The sequence below is a fragment of the Streptomyces sp. HUAS TT11 genome (genome assembly GCF_051553595.1).
GTDB lineage: Bacteria > Actinomycetota > Actinomycetes > Streptomycetales > Streptomycetaceae > Streptomyces.
Map to the genome: position 1 here is coordinate 147162 of NZ_CP196186.1, position 21803 is coordinate 168964.

The window sequence follows — 21803 nt, forward strand, 5'->3', positions numbered from 1 at the left end:
TGCTGCGGCGCCTCATCTCAACATCATCTAGAGGGTTTCTCCCCATACGCTGCGCAGCGGGCGCGGCGCTCACCGGGCGAGGTGCCGGTGCGATCGCCGGGACCAACCCGCGCCCAGGAGTACGAAGTTAGCCACGAAGACCACAACCCCGATGATCAAAAGATAAAAGAGCCCATGCATCAGCGCGCCGACGAGCCCCAGGGCGACAGCCACGAGTACGAAAAACAGGAAGAGCGCCAACATCGCTGCTCACTTCCCTCGATACGGTCAACGCCGCGCGGAGCGGTGTCCGCGCTCGGCAACGGACTCGCAGTGAGCCTGTCGTAGCTCCGTGCAGCCTCCGGAGAACTACGTGACTTTCACTCTACTCCGAATGGGCTTGACCTGGTTTTTTGCTCGGTTGCCGCCCCCTCGGCCTGTGTTGATCAGCGGGAAAGCCGTTGCCGTGGCCATCGAGTATGAGCTTGCAGTCGCGGACAGCTCAAAGCGTCAGTCACTGGGCGGCCTGGCCGCCCAGTGGTACCGCGATCAATCCTCGCAGTCGTTCGTACAGTGGCACGTACTCAGGAGCATCGCCCTTGATGCTCGCACTGGTTGTTACCTTCAAACTGGCGCTCCTCGGCGGTCGCGCCGCTGTTGAGGTGAGGGTCAACCGGAGGGTCGGCCCGGTCCCGAAGACCGTGCGGAGCTTCGCCGGGTTCGGAGCTGATGTCGGACTGCCGACGTGTGCCTCAGGTGCGGGTGAATCGGCAGCCGACGCCGTCGTCGGGATCCCCGATCGTTTCGGCGAGCACCAGAGTGCCACCATGGCCGGCGGCGAAGTCGAGGCTGTGGTCCGTGGCGCCGATAGTGAGGTCGAGGGTCGGGGGGTCGCCCTTGTCGACTCCCGGGGAAATCATCCAGGTTCCGATGCCGGAGACGCGGCGGATGACCTCCGAGTGACGGGCGTCGTCATCGTCGGTCGGAAAGCCGGTAGCGCTCAGGCCGTGGTCGGAGCGGAGCATGAGCGTCGCGTGACAGATGTTCCTCCAGCCGCCCTTCCACATGCCGACGAGCTGCGCCTGCGTGACCGGCTTTCCGTAAGAGGGAAGGCCGCCCGACAGCCCTGCGCAGCCCGAGAGCAACAGGGCGCAGCCGAGGGCTGTGGCGAGCAGGAACGGCGGTCTCAAGCTTGCTTCCTTTTCTAAAGAGCAGGGCGGCCCTTCGCGTTCCAGGCCGCAGTCGCACGAAGTACGCCCTGCGGCTGGATCTTCGGCGGCCAACCATAGTGTTGTCGGGGTCGTACGTGATCTCGGCCCGCTCGGCACCGCCTTCCGCGCCTGTGCGCTCATGCCGTGCGCCGTGGCTGTCGAGCTTGACCTAGTCGGACCAGTGGGACCTCTGCAGCCGCCCCTCCACGGTGATCCCCCGGGTACGCAGCACCCGGCCGGCCCGGAACACCCGCCATCCTTCACCGAGACAGCGCCGCAAAATGCGCGAACATGAGTGAAGGGGCTGTTTTGGCATGTACCAGGGAGCCACAGATGGACGCCTCGGACGAACTTCTTCGAGGGGCTGCCCCGGCGGCTCTTTTGACGTTGGACGGTGCCATCCGCCGTCTCAACGCTGCGATGGCCATAGCGCTGGGCAGGCCCGCAAAGGACTGCCTGGGCCGTGACTTCGGCGGTCTGTGGCCCGCAGAGCAGCGGATATCGGCCGGAAGCCTCGTGGTGACCGCCACAAGGACGAAGACGGTCGCGATGCGCGTACTGGAGTTCCCCGGGCGGGGCGGAGCACCCGTTGCCTGCCTGCTCCAGGCGCAGCCGGTGAAGGATCCCTCCGGTGACGGACAGCTGGTCTGGGTGCACTCCCTGGATGCGCGAAACGACCTGGCCAGCCTGCTGATCCCGTTCCGGCTGGCCGCCGAGGCCGCCGATGTCGGCCTGTGGATGTATTCACCCCTGGAACGCCGGCTGGAGTGGCTCAGTGGCCTGGCCGCTCTGGTCGCGTTCTACCCGGACCCCACCGCGCCGCTCTCCAAAGTGATCGCGGCAGTGCACCCGGACGACCGGGAGTCCTTCCGGCAGCTCCTGCGCGCGACCCCCGCCCAGTCCCCGTGGGTGAAGCTGCGGTACCTCACCGCGCACGACGGCTGGCATCATCTGGCCGTTCAGACCCGTCGCATCCAGCTGGGCTATGACGGACCCGAACGGATCTTCGGGCTGGTCCGGGACGACACCAAGCAGGAGAAGCGCAGGAAGAAGGCGCAGACGGCACTGGCTGCCGAGCGACAGCGCGCCATGGAGGTCGCCGACTTCTCCTCTGCCCTGATCACCGCGGCCACCGAGCAGGAACTGCGGCAGGTCGTTCTGACCCGGCTGGCCGCGGCCTTCGGGGCCAGTGGTGCCCTGCTCGCTCTCGTCGTCGACGGCCGCCTGCACGTGTCCACCGACGCCGGGATATCCATGCGGGAAGCCCAGGCCCGGCACAGCCTGCCGCTGGACCATCCCAGCGCGATACCCGAGGCGATCCGCACCGGCGAGCCGCTGTTCATCGCAAACCGGCAGGACTACATCCGCCGCTGGCCGCACGGAGTCGGTTTCCCGTGTCTGGGCCCGCTCGGCTTCAACTACACCGTGTCCATCACCCCCCTCAGCGAGAGCGGCGATCAGCCACTGGGGGCGTGGATGCTGACCTACGCCAGCGGGCACCGGCCCTCGCTGGAGGAGCGGACCCTCATGGGCACGCTGGCCGACCTGGCAGGCCAGGCGCTGCGGCGCATCAGGTTGCAGCAGACACGGGTGGAACTGGCCGCGGCACTGCAGCAGACCATGCTGCCCACGCTGCCCGAGCACCTCCCGGGCCTGGACGTCGCCGCCCGCTACCGGCCGAGCCGGGACGGACTGGACATCGGCGGAGACTGGTACGACGCCTTCGTCCTGCCCGACGGCACGATCGCCCTGGAGATCGGCGACGTCCAGGGGCACGACGTGGACGCCGCCGCCTTCATGGGACAGGTCCGCCTGTCCATGCGCGCGATCGCCGCCCAGGAACCGGATCCGACAGCGGTGCTGCAGCGCACCAACGAGCTGCTCCTCACGCTGGCCCCCGCACGGTTCGCCAGCTGCACCATCCTGCACGTCGATCCGCACGACGGACGCGTCACCGGCACCAGCGCCGGTCATGTGCCGGTGCTCTGCGCGCACAAAGACGGCAGTTTCGAGGTCCATGAGCTGCCCGGCGGGCCGGTCCTGGGCGTGGTGACCGGCACCGAGTACCGCGAGGACACCTTCACCCTGGACAGGGACAGTGCGCTGGTCATGGTCACCGACGGCGTGGTCGAAGGACCGGACCTGACGCTGGAGGCCGGACTGGAACAAGCCGGAGCCATGGCCGGGAAGGCCGTCCACGACGGGCTGAACGCCGAGGAGACCGCCGACCGCATCCTCACCGCGGCGGCCGCGGTCGACCACCTCGACGACGTGGCCGTGCTGGTCATCCGACGCACGTGACGGCGCCCGCGCCCGTCCCGGCTCCGACGCCGGCCGCTGGCTGCTGGCACGAGACGCTGCGGTAAGGGTGGAAAGCGCCGCAGCCCTCACTGACCCGGGCGTCGCCCGACTCAAGCAGTGGCGTGGCATCGCCATGCGGGCGGACGAGCTCGCTGCCGCCTGCCCGGCAGCCTTGCACCTCGCAGCCGTCCTGATCTCCTCCCGGAGACAGGACGTAGGCGTGCGCCGGTCTACTGCAGGTCTGTGCTCGGTTGACGACGCCAGTCCCACCCGGGACAACGCTCCACCAGCGTGAGGAACTCGCTCGCCTGCAGGCTCTCGTCGTGGTGGGTGTCGACAAGACCGTCGAGACCCACGAAGAACCTCACAAAGGAGGGCCCGAGCCGCGTCCATGGACTGGCTCGGCAGCTCAAAGTACATCGTCGTCGACACCCCGGACCCACGTCGCCGCGGCAAAGAGGCCCTCTCCAGCCAGGAGATCGCCGCCCCGTGGCGCGTGGGATTGCCTGATCGGTGCACCGCGTTGTGGGTGAATGAGTGACAAATAGACGTAGGGTGCTCCATCATGGGCATGTTATGGCGGGCCTGGGGGGTATGCCTTATCTGCGTCGGCGTGGCCACACCGTTGCCGCGCTAGTCGCGGCTGCCGTCAGGGCGGGGGCGTTCTCGACCGCGTGCACCCTGCTGGCCATGCAGACTGACCATCTCCTCTTCGGCGGTATGCCGTCGTGGCCGATGCGCCTTCTTGTCGTGGCCGGGCTCTTCGCTTTCGCGCTGCCGCGTGCCACGGGTGCGGCGTCCGCGGGGCGCTGGCTGGCTGTCCTCGTGGCAGGTCAGGTGGTTGCCTGCTGCTGCTTCGAACTGCTGCGCGTCCTTGAGCCCGCCGGCGAGGGGCCGTGGGGTGCAGAGGTGCGCCGCCGCCCGTCGCTGGTGCTGCTGCAGATCCTGCTGACCCTCCTGGTGTCCTTCATGCTGCACCGCGCGGATGCCGGGTGCCGCCGGGTCCTGCGGGACCTGGAGGGCACTTTGCGCCGCCTGCCGCTGCCTCTCTGGCGCGAGCTGTACCTGCTCTTCACCTACGCCGTGCCCGAGGCACGGCAGCCCCGGGCGCCCGCCACCAGCACTCTGACGCGGACATCTCCACGCCTGCTCATCCTGTCCCGAGCAGTGGCCCGGCGTGGGCCTCCCTCCCCCACGCCGCTTTCCGCCTGATCGCTGCACCTGCGGTGAGCGGTTCCGGCACGCCGTCACACACCACCATTTGCGGCACCGCGCGCGACGCAGCCGGTGCCAGGGGGGATCCCTCGTGTCCAAAACCGTCGTTGTCATCGGGGCCGGCCCGTATGGCCTGTCCACCGCCGCACACCTACGCGCCAGGAGGCTGTCCGTGCGCGTCTTCGGCACGCCCATGGCGAGCTGGAGCCAGAACATGCCGCAGGGCATGCTCCTGAAGTCACCGCCCAGCGCCTCGCTGCTGTCCGCACCCGGGCCGGGCTTCACGCTGGAGGACTACTGCCGTCAGTCGAACGAAGCACACTTGTCCGGACACGACCGCGTGCCCATCGAGCTGTTCGTGCGCTACGGGCGCTGGTTCACCGAGCAGTTGGTGCCCGACGTGGAGGACGTGCGGGTGCTGGGGGTCGACCGGCAAGGCGACAACACTTTCCGCCTCAAGCTCGCCTCGGGTGAGGAGGTGCAGGCAGCTGCGGTTGTCATCGCGAGCGGCATGGACGGTATCGCTCACGTGCCCAGGCCCCTGGCTCCTCTGGTCGCCGAGGGCCTGGTCTCACATACCGCGCAGCATGCCGACCTTTCGGCGTTCACGGGCCGGCACGTGCTCGTGGTCGGCGCTGGGCAATCTGCCCAGGAAAGCGCTGCGCTCCTGCACGAAGCCGGGGCTCACGTGCAACTCATGGCGCGCACTGAACGGTTGGCCTTCGGGGCGGCCCCAACGCCGGGGCCGCACTGGCAGCCGGACACCCCGCTGGGCCGTTCCTGGGCCCTGTATGCCGTCGTGCACCAAGCGGCCCTCTTCCGCTACCTGCCCGCCACGACCCGGCTGGGCCTGGTGAAGAAAGTCCTGGGTCCGTTCGGCTCCTGGTGGCTCAAACCCCGCCTGGAGGCGGTGCCGCACCTGCTGGGGCAGCACATCACCGCCGCCCACAAGGAAGCCGGGCGCATCACCGTAACCACCCAGGACCTTCAGGGACGCACCCACACGCTGCGCACCGGGCACGTCCTGGCGGCGACCGGCTACCGCGTCCACCTCGACAAGCTGGACTTCCTGGCCCCCGAACTGCGCGCCGCGCTCGATCGCACCGGCGGGTTCCCTCGCCTGGACAAGGGACTCGGCTCGTCCGTGCCGGGCTTGTACTTCACCGGCATCCATGCAGCAGCGACATTCGGACCTTTGCTGCGCTTCACCTGCGGCACCGCGTTCGCCGCCCCACGGCTGTCCGACGCCCTCGCCCGGTCCCTCATGTAGGGGGCCACGACCGACCCTTCGGTGACGACACACGGGCCGGACCGGCCGCGGCACAGCGACCGGTCCGAGTCGTGCACCTACGGCCACGTGGCATGTGGCGCTGAGTAACGCGTGGGAATGCGGTCGCACCGCTGAGCCGCCATGACCGGCGGCGCAACCGCTCGGAGTAGGGGCCGTACCCGCCATCGGCAGGTACGGCCCGATGAACTCCCACCCCGTCAGTCAGTTGCACGCGTGTCACGGTCAACCAGGCGCGTGGTGCCTGCGGTTACCGAAGGTGCGGTGCGAAGCGATGGAGGTGGCGATCCCCTGGCTCAAGTAGTTGGCGGCCGTGCTCGGCCTGGCCCGTTCGCAGCGGATCAGTCGGAGCGATCCCATCGGCACCTACTTCTACAAGGTCCAGGGCGCAGGCTGCCGCTTCATCAGCGGCAACGACGCTGGGATGGATGTGGACTTCACGGCCGACGGGAGGGAAATCTTCGACCTCTGGCAGCTGCGCTGTTATGGGAAAAGTCTGCCGGAGCCTCTTGGCCTCACGGATCACGACCTGCGATCCGCAGTGACGTCGCTGCAATCCATGCTGACCGAGGTGCGGCCGGGGTGGTTCAGCGTGGCCAACGCCGAGGTTTCAGCATGAGCCAGTAATCGCAGTGCGGCGCGAGCAGGCGTGCCGCAGACTTCCTGGGTGATCGTTGTGCAGCCCGTCCTTGAGACTTACGTCTGCGAAGGCTTCGCCCTCTGGCCTGTCGCCGAGTCCGAGCCGTACGGCTTCCTGCCGCTCAGCGGCGCACTCGATGCTGCCGAGGTCGGCACCGCGGTGATGCGCATCGCCGACTGCAACAGCATCGCTCCCGAGAACGACGGTCGCCCAGCCCGCCCCACCGACCCACTCGAGGGCTTCCTGCACGGACTGCTCACCATGGACGCCCTCTTCGCACCTGGCGGCCTGCGGATTTTTGACACCGCAACCGGCACCACGCTGCTGCCGGGCTGCTGCAACGGGCTGGAGGAGAGGCGCGACTGGCTCGAGGTCGTCGACGGCAAGGGCTGGGCCTCGTTCGGTCACGACCCCTCTCCGCTCGCTGAACGGCACGGCGACATCGTCCGGTTGACCGTCGACGCCGAACATGACAACAGTGCGGTGATCGAAGTGCCCGTCACGGACCTACGTCACCTGCTCGCCGGCGCCGAGCGCGATCTGGTCGGCTTCCTCCAACGAGTCGCCGTCTGGGCTGCTGGGCGCCTGCCTGATCACGCCACCCCTGTCACCTCCGCCATGAGCCGGGCTCTCGACCTGCCCACACCAGTGAGCCCGATGCACGGCCGAGCCGTCTCGTGGGCGGTGTGACCTTCTGATCCGCACCTTTACAGAGATCAGTCAACGAGGGTCATTGAGGCCGTCGCAGGATCAGTCGAAGCGGCTGCCGGCCGCGGTCGTTTGCTGGAGTTGCTGCACTTCGTTGTTGTACAGCAACGGCTTTGTCTGCTGATGGGGTCCTGGGAGCTGGCTGGCGCTACAAGCTCCACATGCCCGTCGTGGGATCTCTGTCTCTCCGCATGGGGATGTTTGATGAAGAGGAGGTCGACGTCACCCAAGCACAGGTACGCCTGTGCTCACCTGTGGCAATGGAGCCGATATGGACCAGCGTTGTGGCAGTGGTCGGCACGTTGTTGGGCGCCGTTGCCACCTATCCGTTTCAGCGGCTTGCGGCCAAGCAGCAGAGGTTGCGCGACGAGCGGATCGCCGCGTACACCGCCTTCGCCGCTGCGGTGGAGGACTTCCGGCATGGGCAAGCCGAGCGCTTCTTCCGAAAGCAAGAGAACCCCGAGAGGGAGGCGTACAGGGTGGCGTACCACGAAGGCCACCGTCTGCGCACAGCCGCGCGGCAGGCGTTCTACCGCGTCAAGCTGGTGACGGAAGACCATGCCCTGGTGGCACGTGCAGGGGCAGCGCTGAATCAGACACGCGACATTTCAGGTGCTGAGAGCGAGGTAGAACGGCGGCGACTGAACGACGCGGCAGGGGAAGCCATCGAGGTCTTCGTCGACTATGCGTCAAAGCATGTCCAGTAGCCGACGTCGACGTACCACTCGCAGGCACCTTTCCGGAGTGGTGTCGGGAACCGAACTCGGGCTCTCAGCCTGGGAAGCTGCGACCATTTGTCGCGGGTTCGGGCTCTACCGGCCCCGGTTCCCGGCCCGGCAGGCCTGCGGCTGATCCTGTGTTCCTTGCAGAGGCACGGGGAACCCGGTCAGCAGATGTTCACCACTTCGGACGACGCCAGAACACACCGGGAATTCGAACACTGCGCAAGTCGCTTGCCGTAGAGGCGGCGGCCGGCACTTGCCCGCACTGCGTTTGATGCTCCACGACGGCGGCAGGTGCCGTTCCCGCAACGGGTGAGAAAACATGTTGGCCGGGGGCCGGCGAGCTGCGACGATGCGTCTGTTTCCCAGGCGGAGGACAGTTGTTCGTTTTCGTGTGTGCGGGATGCGGCGCCGAGTTGACCACCCCGCTGTCCCAGGTCTCACTGCCGGTCCACGCCCGTCAGAACTACGGGAACGGAGCCCAGCTTCCGGTGCTCATGGAGCCCGGGACGTTTGCCGTGGACCCGGACCCCTGGGGAGGGCCGTGGCGGCTGTGGGATGAGATCGATCCGGGCGAGGCGGAGGCACGCGGCATCTACGCGCCGGTCTACGCCCTGTCCGACAGCACGCCCGGGGCGAGTGTCATTGCGCCCGGTGATATCCGTGGAACCCGGCTGATTCCCGAGAAGCGCGGCGGTGCCTGCTGCGGCCTCGACGGAGCCGACGGACCCAACATGGTCTGCGAGGCATGCGACCTCCCCGTGGCGACCAGGGTCGACGACTGCTCCCTCTGGCAGGCAGTACGGCTCAGCTCGGACACCGTGCACCGCGTCCCCGTTGACGGGATCCATGCTGCGCCCCTCTCCTGGGCGGAGCTGGCACAGAAGGGGGAGAAAACGCCTCCCTTCGAGCCGATTGCCCCGTGGGGAGGACGGTCGGGGTCGAACCACTCCTGGTCGTGGAGCCCGCGGTGGGAGGCGGCAGCCGGCCATGCGCTCGCCCACCTGCTGGTTGCCTCCCAAGGGCAGCCGGTCAAGGTCCCGGGCGGTCTGACCACGGACGTGTTCCAACGCGCGCTCGACGCCCTGCTGCCGGCAGGCCCCCCGAAGCGGCGCGCCGTCCTGGCTGGACCGGGACAGCCCTCCCCGGACGCAGACGTCGACATCCTCCTCGTACCGGTCCATCCTCAAACAGGACGGACCTGGACCCCCGCCGGCCCGACTGCGTCGGCATACCCGGTACCCCTGCCGCTGGGGGTGTGGCTCTGGCTGGTCTCTCCCCAGCCGTACTTGCCGGTCCCCGCGTCAGGCCGCATACCCCACGACGTACTCCGCGACGACCCGCTCCCGCCGCTCCCCAACTACCTGTTCCGGGCCGACCGGAAAACGTTCCAGCACACCTTGGTCCGGCTACCGGCCGTGCGCAGCCCATGGCTGCGCACGGTCCTCGAGAACCTCACGCAGGGCACCTCGACCCACCTCTTCTAGCCGTCGCGCGATCGAACAGCGCCAGACTCTCGCGCCTGCCGAAGTGGGCCGGCATCTGCTGTCCAATCTCGGGTTCTGGCTCAACTTCCGTGATCGGTTGACAATCCGTCACGGCTACTGGATGGGCGGGGAGCGTGGTGATTGCCGGTGGCGGGTGCCATGATCGGCTGCGCCTGGCTGGAAAGTGCAGAGATGGGGAGGGTGAGTGGAGAGGTTCACCGTCGAGCCGCTTCGGGTGGCTGACCTCATGGAGCATGTGCGGCGCTGCCCACAGATGTACTTTCTGGTTGAGCAGGGCAGCCCCGAGCTTCCCACCGAAGTCCTGCGGGCGGTGGCCTGGGACGCGCTGCACCGTCGCGACGGCAGGCATGGACAGATCAGTGTCGAGATCGGATCTGATCTCAGCTTCACCGTGGAGAGCGATCAGCGCCCCAGTGCCGATGAACGGGAGAGGCTTCTTCCTGAATTCTTCGGTTCCCTGCTCGACATATTCGACATGCAGCGTTGGGCTCCCTCCGCAGCTGCCGCACTCAGCGCCCGCACGGTCATCGAGGTGTGGCTGGATGGCCGCGGCTATCGACAGGAGCTGGCCGGGATGGATCCTGCCAGTCCACGGGAAGAGTTCATAGCGCCGAAACCCTTCGGGACACGGACCACGTTCCACCTCGAACCCTCATTCTGCGGCCCGGGCGAGGCCATCGCCTGGGCACTGCGACCCGAAGAACTGCATCGAGAAGGAGGAACGTGCAAAGAACATTCCTCACCCACGACGTTCCCGATTCATGATCTCCGTTCGAAGACTGAGAAGTCAGTCACCGAGTAGGACCCGTTTTCGCAGGAGTCTGGTGAGTCGATGCGGGCCCTGGAGCGCAAGTACGGGGGTGACCTACCGGACGGACTGCGAGGCGGTGGCGTCCGCGCGGGCCTTGCCGCTCAGCAGGGCTGGGCGATACTCGACCGGTGACATGGTTCGAGCAGGCACGGGCAGCAGAGCAGTCCGGTGACTGGGACACCGCCATCGCCCTGGTGAGCACCCACGCCGAGTGCTATTCCACCGACCACTACGCCCACAGCAACCATCTGTGGCACATGGCCCTGCTCGCCCACGCGGAACGGCTCACAGAGCTCACGGACCTGGCCTGCACGGACGTCCATGCACGTCGACGGCTCAACCGAGCGCTTCGCGACCGCGGTATGGAAGCCATGCTCCACGAGCGCGCAGAGGACGACGACCGCGACGCTCTCTACACCCTCATCCGATTGCTCTGCGAGACAGACCGGACCGAGCAGGCAGGCGAAATGGTGACGCGGACGTGCTGTCAAAACTGGGGTTCTGACTCGCTTTCCGTGACGGGTGCACACTGAGTTGTGGACGGTCACGTAATTCCCCAGGCTGCCATCCCGTCGTTCCGGAGGGGTGTCCGGGGCCAGCGTCCCTGAAGGCGGCCCGAACTACCGCCCTGAGCGGAGGCCACGCGAATTCACATGAGTTGCGAGCCAGCTCCGCGATCATTGGCGGATGACTACGAGACCGGACCTTCTCAGTCTGAGCATCGCGTGCCCCCAACCCGACGAAGGCGGCGTGGAGGTTCGCCCGATCGTCAATGGCCGGGATCTTCTGGCCGAGGTGGTCCCCGGTGGCGTGGGAGGCTCCCGGTACCTGGGAGTAAGTCCCAGGGATCTGCTGGGCCAGGACGGGCCGTTGCATGCCACGGCGACGCCCCACGACGTTCGTCTCGCTTGGTCCGGGTGCGGCGTGGAGGAGTGCTGTGGCGCGCTGTACATGACGGTCACGCGTAACGGGGATCATGTTGTCTGGGCGGGCTGGCGCGACCTGGCCAATCAGGACTTCGATCTGCCGGAGCTTCGGTTCACCGCAGGTCAGTACGAGGCCGAAGTCCTGCGAGCCGGAGAGGACCGCAGTTGGGAGTGGCCGGCAGGAGCGGTTGCGCGGCTGCTTGAGGCGGGGCTGAGGGGACGCGGGGACTGGCTCGTCAGGTGGGACTGCGAGTTGGAAGGCGTCTGGGCCTCCCGAAAGGAACCCGATCGAATCCACGTCGTCCTGTGGCATCCCCGTAACCGGGCCGATGCAGATCTGCCCTGGCTCCAGTTCGGGATGACCCTCCCGGTCTCTGCGGACGCCCCATCGGTCCAAGCCGAGCGCCTTGAAGCGCGGCTGACCGCAGGCGATCCCCGTGCCACCGCCGAGGTCTGGGGAGGTTCGCATGATGCCGAGCAACTGGGCTACCCGTGGCCGCCGGTCGACCCGCTGTTCATGTGAACGGCAGGGAGAGGCGTGGTTGGGCCTTCCCCTGTCGTTGGGCATCCACTCGCAACCGCCATCCCCGTGGGGAAGCGTGACCGTCCGGGTGGGGAATTACGTGACGCTGATCATGTAGATCGTGGGGAAAGCGTGACCGCTGACATGAGTGACGGCTGACGCGCGGATCGGCCTCCGAGAGTTGCCCGAAAATGGTCAGTGCCGATCTTGGTTTGGCTGACAGTGCGCGTCGTGGAAAAGACACCCTCTGGCTCGCCGTGGCCCACCGGCCACCGGTTCGCCGACCGGACTCGGGCCAGCCATGCGGCCGTCCATGCTCTGCACGCTACCGGCCATAGCCGCCGCGCGATCCAGCGCCAACTCGGCATGACCTACCGCACCGTCAAAATCCTCGCCGATGCCACCGTGCCCGAGGAACTCTTCCGCGGCCAATGGCAGGGGCGCCCCTCCGTCCTCGACGAGTACAAACCCTACTTGGACGACCGCTGGAACCAAGGCTGCACCAACGCCTGGAAGGCGTGGGAGGAGATCGTGCCGCTCGGCTACGCCGGTAGCTACCAGCGAGTTCGCGCCTACTTCCGCACCAAGCGCCTCTGGGCAGATCCGGTCACTGCACCGCCACCTTCACCTCGCACGGTCGCCGGCTGGATCCTCCGCCACCCGACACCCTCACAGAGGCCGAACAGCTCCGTCTCAAGGCCGTCATGGTCAACTGCCCCGAGATGGAAGCACTCACTGGACATGTCCGGTCCTTCGCCTAGATCCTCACCGAGCGGGAAGGCCAGCGGCTGCCCAAGTGGCTCGACGCCGTCCGCGCTGTCATCGCCCGGTCTCACCCTCCCTTGGAACTCAGGCGTCGTAGAGGGGCACGTCAACCGGATCAAGGTGCTCAAACGGCAGATGTTCGGCCGAGCCGGATTTCAACTCCTCCGAAAGCGAGTTCTGCTCTACAGGTGAGCGACGTGTCAGAACGCCTGGCCCGCCAGCTCGTCCCCATCGATCCGGCGAGGAGCCACGCCGAGAACCAAGTTCTCCATCGCCTGAGGCATCGGTCCGAAGCTGGCAACCCACGTCTCAACGAGATAGATCACGCCCACCTCATCGATGGCCAGGAAGAACCGGCCGTGATCTAGCTCGCCGAGCGGGAAAAGACGATGCCCGATCGACTCGCCCCACTCCGCAAATCGGTCATCCTCCCCCCAGGCCAGCTCGGGGTCCAGTTCGAACGGCGTGCGTGCACAGCTGATCCCTGGTCCGCTGACGTTCACAGTCAAACCACCGAACTCTTGCAGGAAGACTTCCGCTGCGTCATGCATGGCGAGGCCGGCTGCTTCGAACATGGATCGCCAGTGGTCCGTACCTACCTTCCGCCCAGGCGTCCATCCCGACGCCTCCAGCACCTCACCTGTCTCTGGTGACCAACTACTCATCCTGGGACCCCGGCTCCTCGACTACGAGCGAGCAACGATCATCTCAGCGGCCGACGTCAACAGTGTGTGACCGCCTTACGGAAAGCGAGCCAGAACCCAATCTCGTGAACAGAGCCAGACGGAGCGGCAGCGGGGCCCGGCGGGAACCCGACAGCAACCGACACAGGCGCTTCCCCGTCCCCAACCCGCCCGTTGCTGCATGAGGTTGTCGGTGGCACGTATTAGCGTGCCCGCAGCGTCCGGTCGGTCTTTGCACACCCCAGGAGTCACGATGCCCGCAGACACACCCGAACCGCCCGCGCACGATCTGCGCGCCCTGATTCCGGAGTACGCGGCCCTTGGCCGGGAAACCACCCTCCTCAACCCGGAGCCCGGCGATCCCGGCATGAAGGAGAGCTCGCTGGGAGGTGCGCTGCTGTGGCCGGCAGATGAGCCGTGGCCGTACTGCGCGAACGATGAGCACTGGACGTCCGTCTACCCCGACAACACCCAGGTTTCCCCGGGCGCGGTGCCGATGGTGCCGATCCTTCAGCTGTTCGCTCGGGATGTGCCGGGGTTGGAGTTCCCGGAGGGCAAGGATCTGCTGCAGCTGGTGTGGTGCGCGCTGATACATGAGCAGGACCCCGGGCCGGTGGTGCCGCGACTGTACTGGCGCAACGAAGCGGAGGTCGTGGCCGGCGGGCTGCTGTCCGAGATCCCCGAGGTGAGCGAGGGAGAGTACGACGAGGACCACATGCCCGAGCGGTCCGCGTTGTCTCCGACGATCGCGCAGGACTATCCGAGTTGGCATGACCTGTCCGAGGACACGTTGACTCTCTGGGGATCGCGTGTCGCATTGCCGGACGAGGACTGCAACGTCGTCGGGACGAAGGTGGGCGGTTGGCCGGCCTGGACGCAGACCGGTAACTGGCCGGACTGCGAGAGCGGACACCGTATGGAGCACCTCTTGACCATCACCGGCGACATGCAACTGGGCGACTGCGGCGGCGTCTACTTCTTCCGCTGCCGCCAGTGCCCCGGTCTCCCGTGGGACTGGCGCTACGACTGCTACTGACGGTCGGGGGCGGTGCAGCGCGTCGGGTCGGTGGCCTGCCCGCGCCGGCCCGGGCGTGGTCACTGCAGGACGCCCACGTGCAGCCTCGGGATGAGGCCGACCACACCTGCCGGCATCGAGAACGGTCAACCGGGCGCGTGGTGACTGCGGTTGCCGACGACGCGGCGCAGACGTCATCCAACTGCTGAGTCCGGTGGCGGCGGTAGGGCGGATCGTCGTTCCGGGCCGCGGTGCAGAGCGTTTCGGCGATCAAGTGGCCGGCTGCCCGTCAGGCAGTCGTGGCGCGCGACCGCGTACCCGTCGTGCAGGTAGGGGACGTGCCCGGTCCGCGCCGTGTTGCCGGGGCCCGGCGGCCCGGTGACGGCTGCGGCCCGGCGCACGCCACAATGGCCTCATGCCCACGCTCTTCACCAGGATCATCAACGGTGAGCTGCCCGGCCGGTTCGTCTGGACCGACGACCGGGCGGTCGCCTTCCTCACCATCGCGCCGCTGACCATGGGGCACACCCTTGTGGTCCCGCGGGAAGAAGTCGACGACTGGACCGGCCTCGAGCCCGACCTGATGGGCCATCTCATGACCGTCGGGGCCAGGATCGGTGCTGCCCAGCGGCGTGCCTTCGACGCCCCGCGGGCCGGTCTTGTGGTGGCCGGCTTCGAAGTCCCGCACTGCCATCTGCACGTCTTCCCGGCGTGGGGACTGGAAGACTTCGACTTCCGCCGCGCGAACAGCGATGTGCCGGCCGCGGAACTCGACGAAGCCCGGGCGCGCATCGCCGCCGCCCTGGACTGAGCCGGTTCTGCCGGACCGGCCGTGCGCACCGCGGTACCGGGCGGGCGCCGGGCCTGCCCGGAACCGCGGTGCGCGCGAGGGGGTGCCGGGCTTTGCGTTCACGCCCTCACCGCCGGTCGGCCATGTCCGACCGCCGGTGACGAGGAGGCCCGACCTGGCGGGAGAAAAAGGATCACCCGGGCGAGTTCGTCGGCCTCACCGATGCGATGGGTGAGGGCTCTTCCCGCCGTGCGGGTGGCGGTCGGAGCCGTCCTGCGCCGTGGTGATGCGGGTCCGTGGACTCCCGGTGCCTGCCACCGTAGGCGGGGTGCCCGCCCACGCCCGGCGTCCTTGAGCGACGACGCCGGTCGCTCGCACCGCACCGTGCCGGTGCCGCGCCCACTCCCCCGGCAGGGTTCCGGCCCGGGCTTCGCCTGCCTCGAGGGCCGACAGCAGCCGGCCGTGTGCCGCGCGGTATCCCGTACGGGCCGCGTGCCGCGGGCGTGCCGGTGGCGGCAGGCCGACGAGGGTGCGAACGCGGGGCGGCGGGGCGGGTGTGCGGGCCCCGCCGGGGTGGGCAGGTCCGCGCAATGGCACAGTGAGGGGACCGCACCCAGCCTCCCGGGAGACAGGCCCCCGCATGCGTTTGCTCCTCATCCGCCATGGCCAGACCCCTTCCAACGTCAAGCACCTCCTGGACACCGCCGTGCCGGGGCCCGGGCTGACCCGCCTGGGCGAGGAGCAGGCGGCCGCGCTGCCCGCGGCGCTGGCGGCGCAGGACATCGGCGCCCTGTACGCGTCCACGCTGGTGCGCACCCAGCTCACCGCGGCGCCGCTGGCGGCCGACCGGGGTCTTGAGGTGCAGGTGCGCGAGGGTATTCGGGAGTTGTCCGCCGGTGACCTGGAGATGCGCGGCGACCACCAGGCCGTCGAGACGTACCTGAGCACCGCCTTCGCCTGGTCCGCGGGCGACACCGAGCGGCGGATGCCGGGCGGGGAGAGCGGGGTGGAGGCCCTGAAGCGTTTCGATGCCGTCGTCGCGGAGGCCGCCGCCTGCGCGGCACACACCATCGCCATGGTCAGTCACGGCGCCGTCATCCGTATGTGGGCGGCGGCCCGGGCGGAGAACATCGACGTCGAGTTCGCCTCCACCCACGAGCTGCGCAACACCGGTGTCGTCATCCTGTCCGGCGCCCCGGACCGCGGCTGGCGGGTCGTGTCCTGGCAAGGTCTTCCCCTCGGCCCCGACGACCGTGCCCCCGAGGCCAGCGGGCCCGCGGGGGAAGCCGTCGACGCCACCGACGGCTGACCCGGCCGGGCTGCGGATGCCTCGCGGGGCGTGCCGGTTGCGCCCGAAGAGGGCAGCAGGTGCTCGCGAGCGGGCGGCTGCGCCGCCGGTGTACTGATCTTCCGGCACAACGATGAGTTCGGGCACGGCCGAGGGTCAAAACCGGTGAGCATTGCCTGCGAACGAGCGAGTGGAGGGGCCTGTTGTGGCGAAATTCGTGACCATCGGATACGGGGACCAGGAAGGCTACGACCGCACCGACGCGGCGGTGCGGGACGAGGCGCATGCGCATGACGCCCGCCTGCTGGAGGCCGGGACCGTTGTGGGCATCGCCGGCGCACCCGTACAGGTGCGCAACCACGACGGCGCCGGCATAAGCGTGGAGCGCGGCTCCTTCTTGTCCTCGGCCCTGCCGGTGGCCGGGTTCGCGATCATCGAAGCGGCAACGCTGGAGGAGGCCGTCCGGCTCGTGTCGAAGACCCCGTGCGCTGTTGCCCAGGGCGTGGTCGAGGTCTGGCCGCTGCAGGAAGCGCCGTAGGACCGTGAAGTGCGGGCCACGGTGTCTGCCGTGACGGCTGCACACCCACTTGGACTGTGCCCCCCTCCCTCGCGTGCGGCGGCCGATACCGGCTGGGCGCCGGCGCCGGCGCGCCCACGCCGACCGGGGCACGCCGCGGTCGACGCTCCCGGACCGGCCGGGCGGCCGCCCGGCGCGCGCACCGGCGCGCGGTCGCGCGCTGTTCGCTCAGCCGGTGAACCCGGCCTCGTCCAGCGCCTTGTCGATGCGGGCCCGGTGCTCCTGCTCCCAGTCGTCGAGGCCCTGCTCGGCCTCCTTCGCCAGCCGTGCGCGCGCCGCCGCGAGGACCTCCTGCGCGCGGGCGGCGGGCACCACCACGACGCCCTCCTCGTCGGCGATCACGATGTCTCCCCCGCGCACCAGCACCCCGCCCGCGCGGGCCGGTTCACCGAGGCTGCCGAGCCCCCGCTTCGCGCCGGGGATGGGGATGACACCGCGCGCGAACACCGGGAAGCGGGCCTCGCGTACTTCGCCCAGGTCGCGGATGAGGCCGTCGGCCACGACAGCGGCCACGCCCCGGCGCTGGGCAATGGCGCACACATTGCCTCCGGCCAGCGCGTAGTTGAGGTCGCCGGACTCCACCACGATCACCGAGCCGGGCTCGGCGCGGTAGATCGCCGCGTGCAGCATCAGGTTGTCGCCCGGCGCGCACCGCACCGGGTACGCCGGCCCGGCCACGTGCGGTGCGCCCCACAGCGGGCGGATGCCGATGTCCATCACCTGCTCACGACCCACGAGGTCCGCGACGGCCGTGGTGGGAATGTCCTCGAAAGCGCTGCCCATGATGTCCTCCCCGATACGGTCCGGCCCGGCAACGCGCCGCGCCGCCCGCCGCCATCCTCCTCCCGGGCAGGGCAGGAGGACGCCGGTGCCGCCCGGTGACGGTGATCACTTTCCTGGACCGGTCGGGGTTCGGCCCCTCAACGTCGCCGCACGGCTGGGCGGCTGTTCACTGAGCGGTGTCATGGGGTGTCAGCGCGAGCATGTCCGGGCCGATTTCGGGTCAGTTCGTCTGCCGGCGGGCCTGCTTCACCTCGCGGGCGACGGTGAAGGCGTCGGCGACCGGCCCCAGGTGGCCGAGCTTGTCGGGGTTGATCACCGAGCGGATGGTCTGGATCCGCCCGTCGAGTACGTCCAGGGCCAGGGTGTGGAGCACTCTGCCGTCGCGGTCGCGGAAGATCGCGCCGGGCTGGCCGTTGACCTCGGCCTGCGTGAACGTCACGTCGATGCGGGCCATCAGGGGGAAGACGGAGGCGAGCAGCCGGGCCACGTTCCCGGCGCCGAGGACGGCCTTCGCCAGCTGCGGGGCCTTGCCGCCGCCGTCACCGACCATCGACACGTCCGCGGCGAGGAGATTCTGCAACCCGTGCACGTCGCCTTCGCGCAGGGCGTCGAAGAACCGTGCCGCCAGCTCCTGCCGCTCCTGGCGGTCCGCCTCGAACCGTGGCCGTCCGTCCTGCATGTGGCGCCGCCCCCGCACCAGCAGCTGCCGGCACGCCGCTTGCGAACGCCCCACCGCCGCGGCGATCTCGTCGAAGCCGAAAGCGAACACCTCCCGCAGTACGAACACCGACCGCTCCAGCGGGCTGAGCCGTTCCAGGAGCAGCAGCGCCGCCATCGACACCGAATCGGCCAGCTCGGCCGCTCGTGCCGGGTCCTCGTAGGGATCGCTCAGCAGCGGCTCCGGAAACCACGGTCCGACGTACTGTTCCCGCCGCACCCGCGCGGAGCGCAGCACATCGATCGCGACACGGGTCACGGTGGTGGACAAGAACGCTTTGAGGGACGCGGGCCGGGTCGGCGAGGCGTCGAAGCGGAGCCAGGTCTCCTGCACCGCGTCCTCCGCCTCGCTCACACTGCCCAGAATCCGGTAGGCGATCGAGAACAGCAGCGGCCGCAGCTCCTCGAACTCCTCGACCTTGCTCACAGACTCTGCTCCCTCATGTCCTTGCGCCCGATCGTGTCCTTACGCCCGGTCGGCTTCGGGCCGGCCGGAGACGGTCTGCGAAGATCATCCGGTTCGTCGGCGGAACCGGGCAACACCCCCTGGCTCCCGGCCGTGGCCTCAGTCCGCTCCACGGCCCGGAACCTGACGGCTGTTCAGTGGAACTGTCCGGGCTCGTAGTCGCCGGCCGGCTGCCGGGCGATGATGTTCAGCCGGTTCGCCGTGTTCATGAAGGAGACCAGGACCACCAGGGCGACGAGCTGCTCTTCGTCGTAGTGCGTGGCCGCACGCGCCCAGAGCGCGTCGCTGACTCCGCCGGCGCCGTCCGCGACCCGGGTCGCCTGTTCGGCCAGTTCCAGGGCGGCCCGTTCGGCCTCGGTGAAGACCGTCGCCTCCCGCCATGCCGCCACCAGATGCAGTCGCACCGCGCTCTCGCCGGCGGCCGTGGCGTCCTTGGTGTGCATGTCGATGCAGACGGCGCAGCCGTTGATCTGGCTGACGCGCAAGGCCACCAGTTCCTGTGTCGCGGCCGGCAGCGGCGACTCCTTGAGCGCCTTGCCTGCGGACATCAGGTGCTTGAGGGCCTTCCCCGCCGTCGGGCTGGCGAAGTAGTTCACTCGTGCGTCCATCACGTGCTCCTCGGGAATCGTCGGTGGCTGCACCCGAGACGAGGCAGCCCCGCTCCCTGTGACACGGTGGCGCGGCACCCTGAGTCGAAGACATGAACGCAAGGCCTGCCGGGGCCGTTGTGTCCCCCGGTCAAACAGACCGCAGTGAGACTCGACGCTGCGGTGCCGACCACGGCCGCCGCCCCCGGGGCATCTATACCCCACATGTATAGCCCGCATGTATAGTCGCCGTGTATAGCTGCTGTGTATAGATGCGTAAGGATCTTCGAGATGGTGGGCGCTTCCCTTCCTGTGGCAAGAGTCAGCCGATGGTGGCTGTCCGCGGCAGTAGCCGGTATCGCCCTTGGTGTCCTCACCAACCTCGCTCAGGGCTGGCTCCCCGGCTCGTTCAACCAGATCGCGAATTCCGGGGCACTGTGGAGTGTTCCTGCCTTCGCCGCCGGCGCGGTGGTCGCAGAGAAGACGGCCGTACGTGCGTCGGCGCTCGTCGGCCTGTGCACCACGATCGGTCTGGTCGTCGGCTACTACGGCTACGCCGAGCTGGGCCGGTCCGGCATGGGCAGCCTGGCCTGGCCCCTGGTGTGGTTGGTGATGGCCGTCGTCAGCGGTCCTCTGTTCGGCGTCGCGGGGGCGTGGTGGCGACGGGGACACACCACGCTCCGACGCGTGGTCGGACTGGCCGCGCTCGCCGGAGTGTTCGGCATGGAGGCCATCCTGGCGGCCTGGGCGCTGCACTACGAGGGTCAGGCGTGGGGCTGCGCTGCGCTGCTCGTCCTCGTGCCGTTGACGATGGCCCGCAGGCACAAGGAACGCGCGCTCACCCTGCTGACCGCCCTGGTCTTCTCGCCGATCGCCTACGGTGTGGTCGAACTTCCCCTCCAGCACCTCTCGCCGTGATACCCGAAGGAAGCGGAAAACGGCCGCGGGGCTGCGGGGCGACCGAAGGGCCCATCCGCCCTGGAGTCCCCGCGGCCGTCCGGTCAGGCGCGGTCGGTCAGCTCCTCGGCGAACACCTGTGACAGCGGCTGCGGTCCCACGTACTGCTGGCAGTTGCACTGGCCGGCCTCGTAGCGCAGGGGCTTTTTGTTCTCGTCCCACGCCGTGGGCACCTCGACGCGTTCGTGGCACCGGCCCTGCTTGTCGTGCTTGGCCAGATGGTGCGTGCACCCGCACACCGGCTCCGGCGGCTGGTGCGCCGCCTCGACGGCCAGGCGTTCCTGCCGGGCCGCCTCCATCAACTGCATCTTGCGTTCATGCCGGTTGCGCAGGGCGGTGCGGATGTTGTCGGCCACCCACGCGAAGCCGCCCGTCCAGAAGATGATGAGGACCCACCAGAACCAGTCCACCCGCTGCTCCTTCCCCCGTGTCCTGCTGCGGCTTCAGGATAGAGGGCCGGTCGAGGAAAGCCCCGGGCGCCGACCGGGACACCGGAGCGGACCTCGGCCCGAGCCGATGGCGTGAGGGGCAACAGGTGCGGCCCGCCCGGCGGAAGAGGGCTCAGGGCGTGCGGGGGCGAAGCAGCCGTGCGCGCCGGCGCCGCCGGATGTCGTCCTCGGCATCACCGGCCGGCGGCGCGGGCGCAGGCCGGCCCGGCCCGGCTCGCAGCCCGGCGCCGTAACGGTCCCTATGCCGGTGGATCTCGTCCGGCTGCGGACCGGCCGGCCACCCGATCAGCAGGTAGTCCTCGACGGGTTCGTGGGCGTCGCCGTCCGAGGCGGTGTCACGGCCCCGCGCATGTACCCGAACGCGATAGGTGCCCGGTCCCTGCGGCGTCAGCAGGGGCAGTCGGGGGGTGTCGCTCATGACGCTCGTGACGCGCAGCGCGCCGGTGGCGGTCTCCACACTGTGGTCGGCGATCTCCTCCCATGCGCCCCTCTCCACGCGGGTGGGGGGACGCACCCGCACCCGCACCCGGACGTGGACCCAGCCCGTGCTGATGCCGGTGCAGATCACGGCCATGCCCGGCTGTGAGAAGACCAATCCGTTGGACGGGCCGAAACCTGCCGGGGCGCGCCGGTGGGAGTCGGTCAACTCGAACGTGTGGAAGTCCACGCGCACCAGGCTGAAGGCCGTGACCGGTACCGGCTGCGCCATGCGGGCCATGCCCGGAGGTTACGCCGGGTGCAGGACAGGGCCCACGCCCGGCCGGCCGGTAGCGGCCGGCACCCGCCCGAGCGCTGTACGCCGCCCAGGGCACCCGCCCGAGCGCTGCACCGCCCGGCACGCCTGCCGGCCCACGGCGGGCCCGCCCGCGCGGCGCCGGCCGGGCGGGCGGGCGG

Annotated in this window: 23 protein-coding genes and 2 pseudogenes; 17 read left to right on the forward strand and 8 right to left on the reverse strand. The window is 68.9% G+C overall.

Features of this window, described 5'->3' with window-relative positions:
- Window positions 1–69 precede the first annotated feature (69 nt).
- Both ACSHXN_RS46620 and ACSHXN_RS46625 read right to left on the reverse strand, forming a co-directional pair.
- Window positions 70–243 (reverse strand): hypothetical protein, encoded by a 174-nt coding sequence (locus ACSHXN_RS46620; RefSeq protein ID WP_438302315.1) that lies wholly within the window; start codon window positions 241–243, stop codon window positions 70–72.
- 488 nt (window positions 244–731) lie between these two features.
- A complete protein-coding gene (locus ACSHXN_RS46625; RefSeq protein WP_438302316.1) occupies window positions 732–1169 on the reverse strand; it encodes a hypothetical protein in 438 nt (145 codons plus the stop codon).
- A gap of 354 nt (window positions 1170–1523) precedes the next feature.
- On the opposite strand from ACSHXN_RS46625, the gene ACSHXN_RS46630 reads away from it, so the two are divergent.
- From ACSHXN_RS46630 to ACSHXN_RS46685, 12 genes and pseudogenes are all read left to right on the forward strand, one after another.
- A complete protein-coding gene (locus tag ACSHXN_RS46630; RefSeq protein ID WP_438302317.1) occupies window positions 1524–3491 on the forward strand; it encodes a SpoIIE family protein phosphatase in 1968 nt (655 codons plus the stop codon).
- Window positions 3492–3591: 100 nt separating this feature from the next.
- Window positions 3592–3786: pseudogene (locus ACSHXN_RS46635) on the forward strand (hypothetical protein); the annotation flags it as partial.
- Between the two features lie 395 nt (window positions 3787–4181).
- Window positions 4182–4703, forward strand: coding sequence for a hypothetical protein (locus ACSHXN_RS46640; RefSeq protein ID WP_438302318.1), 522 nt, complete (start codon window positions 4182–4184; stop codon window positions 4701–4703).
- A 94-nt stretch (window positions 4704–4797) separates the two neighbouring features.
- A complete protein-coding gene (locus ACSHXN_RS46645; RefSeq protein WP_438302319.1) occupies window positions 4798–5976 on the forward strand; it encodes an FAD-dependent oxidoreductase in 1179 nt (392 codons plus the stop codon).
- A 331-nt stretch (window positions 5977–6307) separates the two neighbouring features.
- The gene (locus ACSHXN_RS46650; RefSeq protein ID WP_438306405.1) at window positions 6308–6613 is read left to right on the forward strand and encodes a DUF6896 domain-containing protein; all 306 of its coding nucleotides are present in this window, start codon (window positions 6308–6310) and stop codon (window positions 6611–6613) included.
- A gap of 48 nt (window positions 6614–6661) precedes the next feature.
- The gene (locus ACSHXN_RS46655; RefSeq protein ID WP_355136649.1) at window positions 6662–7324 is read left to right on the forward strand and encodes a hypothetical protein; all 663 of its coding nucleotides are present in this window, start codon (window positions 6662–6664) and stop codon (window positions 7322–7324) included.
- 179 nt (window positions 7325–7503) lie between these two features.
- Window positions 7504–8049 (forward strand): hypothetical protein, encoded by a 546-nt coding sequence (locus tag ACSHXN_RS46660; RefSeq protein ID WP_438302320.1) that lies wholly within the window; start codon window positions 7504–7506, stop codon window positions 8047–8049.
- A 395-nt stretch (window positions 8050–8444) separates the two neighbouring features.
- Entirely contained in the window at window positions 8445–9551 is a 1107-nt protein-coding gene (locus tag ACSHXN_RS46665) for a hypothetical protein (RefSeq protein ID WP_438302321.1), read from the forward strand.
- 205 nt (window positions 9552–9756) lie between these two features.
- Window positions 9757–10374 (forward strand): hypothetical protein, encoded by a 618-nt coding sequence (locus ACSHXN_RS46670; protein WP_356114958.1) that lies wholly within the window; start codon window positions 9757–9759, stop codon window positions 10372–10374.
- A 137-nt stretch (window positions 10375–10511) separates the two neighbouring features.
- A complete protein-coding gene (locus tag ACSHXN_RS46675) occupies window positions 10512–10916 on the forward strand; it encodes a hypothetical protein (protein ID WP_438302322.1) in 405 nt (134 codons plus the stop codon).
- A gap of 154 nt (window positions 10917–11070) precedes the next feature.
- On the forward strand, window positions 11071–11832 hold the full coding sequence (locus ACSHXN_RS46680) for a hypothetical protein (RefSeq protein WP_438302323.1): 762 nt from the start codon (window positions 11071–11073) through the stop codon (window positions 11830–11832).
- Between the two features lie 243 nt (window positions 11833–12075).
- A pseudogene (locus tag ACSHXN_RS46685) lies at window positions 12076–12789 on the forward strand (ISL3 family transposase); the annotation flags it as partial.
- Between the two features lie 8 nt (window positions 12790–12797).
- On the opposite strand, the gene ACSHXN_RS46690 reads toward ACSHXN_RS46685, so the two are convergent.
- The gene (locus tag ACSHXN_RS46690) at window positions 12798–13262 is read right to left on the reverse strand and encodes an SUKH-3 domain-containing protein (RefSeq protein WP_438302325.1); all 465 of its coding nucleotides are present in this window, start codon (window positions 13260–13262) and stop codon (window positions 12798–12800) included.
- A gap of 271 nt (window positions 13263–13533) precedes the next feature.
- Here ACSHXN_RS46690 and ACSHXN_RS46695 point away from each other — a divergent pair, with 271 nt between their 5' ends.
- The 4 genes from ACSHXN_RS46695 (at window position 13534) to ACSHXN_RS46710 (ending at window position 16911) form a co-directional block, all read left to right on the forward strand.
- Window positions 13534–14316, forward strand: a complete 783-nt coding sequence (locus ACSHXN_RS46695) for a DUF1963 domain-containing protein (protein WP_438302326.1) — start codon at window positions 13534–13536, stop codon at window positions 14314–14316.
- Between the two features lie 394 nt (window positions 14317–14710).
- Window positions 14711–15106: an HIT family protein gene (locus ACSHXN_RS46700; protein WP_355136659.1), complete on the forward strand. Its 396-nt coding sequence runs from the start codon at window positions 14711–14713 to the stop codon at window positions 15104–15106.
- A gap of 619 nt (window positions 15107–15725) precedes the next feature.
- Window positions 15726–16394 carry a histidine phosphatase family protein gene (locus ACSHXN_RS46705; RefSeq protein ID WP_355136661.1) on the forward strand — a complete coding sequence of 223 codons (669 nt, stop codon included), beginning with the start codon at window positions 15726–15728 and terminating at the stop codon, window positions 16392–16394.
- Window positions 16395–16578: 184 nt separating this feature from the next.
- A complete protein-coding gene (locus ACSHXN_RS46710) occupies window positions 16579–16911 on the forward strand; it encodes a YciI family protein (protein ID WP_355136663.1) in 333 nt (110 codons plus the stop codon).
- A 207-nt stretch (window positions 16912–17118) separates the two neighbouring features.
- Here the strand turns inward: ACSHXN_RS46710 and ACSHXN_RS46715 are convergent, their stop codons facing one another.
- The 3 genes from ACSHXN_RS46715 to ACSHXN_RS46725 all read right to left on the reverse strand — a co-directional run bounded on the left by ACSHXN_RS46715 (window position 17119) and on the right by ACSHXN_RS46725 (window position 19524).
- The gene (locus ACSHXN_RS46715) at window positions 17119–17733 is read right to left on the reverse strand and encodes an RraA family protein (RefSeq protein ID WP_355136665.1); all 615 of its coding nucleotides are present in this window, start codon (window positions 17731–17733) and stop codon (window positions 17119–17121) included.
- Between the two features lie 220 nt (window positions 17734–17953).
- Window positions 17954–18877: an RNA polymerase sigma-70 factor gene (locus tag ACSHXN_RS46720; RefSeq protein ID WP_438302327.1), complete on the reverse strand. Its 924-nt coding sequence runs from the start codon at window positions 18875–18877 to the stop codon at window positions 17954–17956.
- Window positions 18878–19050: 173 nt separating this feature from the next.
- Window positions 19051–19524 (reverse strand): carboxymuconolactone decarboxylase family protein, encoded by a 474-nt coding sequence (locus ACSHXN_RS46725; protein ID WP_438302328.1) that lies wholly within the window; start codon window positions 19522–19524, stop codon window positions 19051–19053.
- Between the two features lie 270 nt (window positions 19525–19794).
- Here ACSHXN_RS46725 and ACSHXN_RS46730 point away from each other — a divergent pair, with 270 nt between their 5' ends.
- The gene (locus ACSHXN_RS46730; protein ID WP_438302329.1) at window positions 19795–20421 is read left to right on the forward strand and encodes a DUF6518 family protein; all 627 of its coding nucleotides are present in this window, start codon (window positions 19795–19797) and stop codon (window positions 20419–20421) included.
- Between the two features lie 83 nt (window positions 20422–20504).
- Here ACSHXN_RS46730 and ACSHXN_RS46735 read toward each other — a convergent pair whose 3' ends face one another.
- Window positions 20505–20870 carry a hypothetical protein gene (locus ACSHXN_RS46735; protein WP_355136673.1) on the reverse strand — a complete coding sequence of 122 codons (366 nt, stop codon included), beginning with the start codon at window positions 20868–20870 and terminating at the stop codon, window positions 20505–20507.
- Between the two features lie 151 nt (window positions 20871–21021).
- Window positions 21022–21627, reverse strand: a complete 606-nt coding sequence (locus ACSHXN_RS46740; protein WP_438302330.1) for a hypothetical protein — start codon at window positions 21625–21627, stop codon at window positions 21022–21024.
- Window positions 21628–21803 lie beyond the last annotated feature (176 nt).